This is a genomic window from Roseburia sp. 1XD42-69 (assembly GCF_003612565.1).
Classification (GTDB): domain Bacteria; phylum Bacillota; class Clostridia; order Lachnospirales; family Lachnospiraceae; genus Roseburia_B.
In genome coordinates, this window is sequence record NZ_RAZG01000145.1 from 1 (window position 1) to 3,744 (window position 3,744).

3 protein-coding genes and 1 pseudogene are annotated in these 3,744 nt (G+C 31.2%); 1 reads left to right on the forward strand and 3 read right to left on the reverse strand.

Annotation, left to right across the window (positions count from 1 at the left end; translation table 11 throughout):
• Positions 1–286: 286 nt before the first annotated feature.
• From D7Y06_RS24260 to D7Y06_RS24270, 3 genes are all read right to left on the reverse strand, one after another.
• Entirely contained in the window at positions 287–1,225 is a 939-nt protein-coding gene (locus D7Y06_RS24260) for an AAA family ATPase (RefSeq protein WP_120410062.1), read from the reverse strand.
• A gap of 57 nt (positions 1,226–1,282) precedes the next feature.
• Positions 1,283–1,933: a GNAT family N-acetyltransferase gene (locus tag D7Y06_RS24265; RefSeq protein WP_120410063.1), complete on the reverse strand. Its 651-nt coding sequence runs from the start codon at positions 1,931–1,933 to the stop codon at positions 1,283–1,285.
• Positions 1,934–1,998: 65 nt separating this feature from the next.
• The gene (locus D7Y06_RS24270; RefSeq protein WP_120410064.1) at positions 1,999–3,045 is read right to left on the reverse strand and encodes a hypothetical protein; all 1,047 of its coding nucleotides are present in this window, start codon (positions 3,043–3,045) and stop codon (positions 1,999–2,001) included.
• Positions 3,046–3,500: 455 nt separating this feature from the next.
• Here D7Y06_RS24270 and D7Y06_RS24275 point away from each other — a divergent pair.
• A pseudogene (locus D7Y06_RS24275) lies at positions 3,501–3,710 on the forward strand (hypothetical protein); the annotation flags it as partial.
• Positions 3,711–3,744 lie beyond the last annotated feature (34 nt).

Genomic DNA, 3,744 nt, shown 5'->3' on the forward strand with positions numbered 1-3,744 from the left:
CTGCCCACTTGTAACTATTCAATAGATCTTATGTCAGTTTTTTGAGTTTACACAAAATATGAAACAGTCTCCTTTTTTAGTGTATTTTTATCATTCCTATCATCTATTATTGTTGGTTCAATGGCTTAATCCTGTTGTAATGTCATACCACTACTAAGTTGTTAACATTGATTCAATAATCGTAGCCACACAACTAAAGCCAACCGGTCTACCACCATCATGATATTTGAATACTATCATACCGTATATTTTTTTGATTTTAGGTGATAAAAATAGTATAAATGTGTTAGTCTCTGGATAGGATATATTTTTTTTTGCTAGAGTCTCTTGGCACCAATGTTCTAACAAATCCTAACTCGCCCACGTAGATAAATGATTGTGGAACATATTCTATTCCTATACTGTCTAACGCAACCGGAAATCTATATTGTCTTACTTCTCCAATTCTATATGCACACGCACAATTCTGATATTCAAAGTATTGGTCATAGAATTTCTTAGTAATTCCTGCATACTTCTGTGTTTCTTGCCACAGTTTTTCCTTATCCATGCTCAATTTATCAACAACCCAAACCTCACCAATAATCATTTTTACCGGAGCTGTTGCATATATATATATTTTATTTATTTTCTTTTTGCACAATCGTTTTCTATATTCATATTTCTTTTCTCCAGATAATATTTTCTCTGCAAAAACTGGCTTTATTGGCAAAATAATATTTTCTTTTTCTAAAAAAGAACATTTAGCTACTTCCTTATTATCATAAATAATTTTTAGCGGAATGTTCATTTTTTTTGCTAAATATTTAGCATACGCAAATTCTTCTTGTTGAAATGAAGCAATAAATCCAAGATTCCAGATTTGATTATCCCTATTTCTTAGCCTATGTTGTATCTTTTCAGGCGCATCTACAATTATATAAATACTTTCTATATTCATTGATTGAAAGATGTCATAGGATATTCGTTCTATTTTATTTTGTGTATTCATTAAACACAAATGACCATCTAATATATATTGAGCATCATTCATTTCAGATAAAGCTGCTAACAATAACTCTTGATTATCTGAAATGTGTTGTACTTTTTTGTAATCACTTATTTCACGCTTTGCCATCTTCTTAATTAACTCACTTGCCGAATAATATTCAAGCAATAATTTTTGACACAGTTTTTTTGCAAAAACAGTTTTTCCCACTCCATGAACACCACAAATTAGTTGCATTTAATTCACCTCTTTCATATGTAAAAAGCCATCTATATATGTATAGATGGCTTTCCATTAAACTTCAAGCATGTTAATCTGTCTCATTTGTGCTCGATTATACCAACACCTAATACAAGCATCCACATAATCTTCAAAATTCTTCTTACCACTAAGGACAACAGCTCTATATAGTTTTTCCATGTCCATTAGCTCAATTTTATTAAAAATAAGCTCTTTCTCTGGCAATAATCCATTAAACACTAATTCAGTGCTAAAGATGCTGTAATAATGTTTTTGCGTTTGCTCCAACTCAAAATTATAATAACTTAGCAGTTTTTCAAACTGATTCAATTTACTCTTATGTAAAGTAATCATCGGTTTATCGGTATGCAATTGTTGCATGCACATTTCAACTAAATTATGACCAATTCCTTGATGCTGATACTCTCGTGCCACTCTCAAAGTACATATCTTTTTCTCTTGTAAATCTTTTTTTATTATAGCTACACCGACAATTCTAAATTGATTTTCGCAGATTATTATTTCACGATTGTATTTTAATTCAAATTCTTCTGTATATAACCCTTGATACCAACTTCGAAATCCATGATACTCAAACACTAAACGACACAAAAATTTATATATTTCACATTGATATATTTTTTTTAGTTCTTGAGAAAGTGATGTGTATAAATAATATCTTTTACCATTGATTATTTTTTTCATTCTACTTTCCTCCCTATCCGACTATATTATTATATTTTTCTCATCCTTACAATATATGAACTCTACTACTTTTTTCTTCCCAGTATAAGCCCAATCACAAAGAGAAAACATCCAATGCTACTTGATATATAAGGAAAATATTTGACACATCCGCTCTGTATTATAGCTACTATAGTACTACCCAAGACGCCTAATGCCAAAGCCATAACTATATATGCTATTAAAGTTACAACATTCGTTTTTGAGTATTTAACTTTAATCAGACATGAACACTCATTTTCAAATTTCCAATGATATGCTAATATCCTACCTTTAGAATAATTAATGTTTGCGCCAAAATAATCATCCCAAAGTTCTCCCTCTAATTCTCGACAAGTCATCTGTTTATTAGCAAATGATTCAACATCGTAAGAAGATGGTTCCATAACTAATAAATGAATATTATCTATTTGTGGAAACAAATATTTTTGCAAATCAATCTTTGCAATTGTCTTTGAACCCAAATTTCTCTTTTCATTTATCTTGAAATCAAAAATACGTGTACCTGAAAAAGCACTCTCAAACGACTTATTAGATGGTTCACAATCAAAATAAATACTATTTTTTAATTCAGTAGAAGAAATTCTAAATCTAATATATACCTGATTTATTTCAGCAAACTCTATCTTATTTTTAAGATATTCATTAAATGTTAAAAAGTTAAATACTATATCTGTTTTATTATCTTCCTCATTTAGGTAATATATTCCTTCAAGGTCTTGGATTAATGGAAATAATAGAAGTTTCTCCTCATTTCCGTTTTTTTTGAAAGAATACACAGAATACAGCTTTTTTGTTTCTATAACCCCATCTGTATTAAAAACAATGTTAGCATTTTCTAACTTGCATAGTTTAGATGCCAAGTCCTTAACATCACTTTCCGCAATAACAAACGGGCAATGAAATATTAACTCATTAACACTTTTGAAATTCTTAATCTTTATCCCGACATCCAAATCCGGAGGGCCACTGTCCTTCTTTACTGACTCCGACCAAAAATTTATATGTATAGAAAAGACAGGAATGTTATTGCTTTCATTATTATTTTTATACCATAATCCAAAACTTCTCATTTTTCCTCCTGATACGCAATTATAAAGACAAAATATTCTAACATAAATACATTTTACACTAGAATCACATTTTCTAAAATTATCTTCGTGTTTTAATCTTTTTATTATATCAAATTCATCTTTATTTATCAATCACATTTTTTCCCCAATTCAACTCAATTATTTGGCTGAAGTGAAAATTGGTGATAAAGTAGCGGTGAAGAAGGATAAATCAATTACAGCCCCACTTTTTGTCCACATATTCAACCATCGTTTTCAAAACGGGAATAATTTTTTCCTTCAGCATAAGGAACCAATTAGAATTATGAAATTTTGTCGTTAATGAAACAGCCTCCTTTTTTCGATATTTTTCTCGTCAGATTTCGACTTGGAAAAGGAATTGAATAAATGACGGCAAACGCATGGACCCCTTGAAAATAAAGGCTTTTCCGTTTGTCGTTATTATACCGTAATGGCACAGCCATGCAAGCATGCTGATAGAACTTGGCTTTACCCCATTGGAGATAGCTGACCGCCTGGGGCACGAATCAGTAAAGACAACCCTTGACACCTATTCCCACCTGTACCCAGACAAGGACCAGAAGCTGGCCGACAGGCTGAACCAGTTCCGCAGGACACCGCCGCCAGATAGGGCTGTTTCACGAAGAAATATAAAAATAAAATAAAGCTCTCTAAAAAGCCAACTTAGGTTTTGTACTC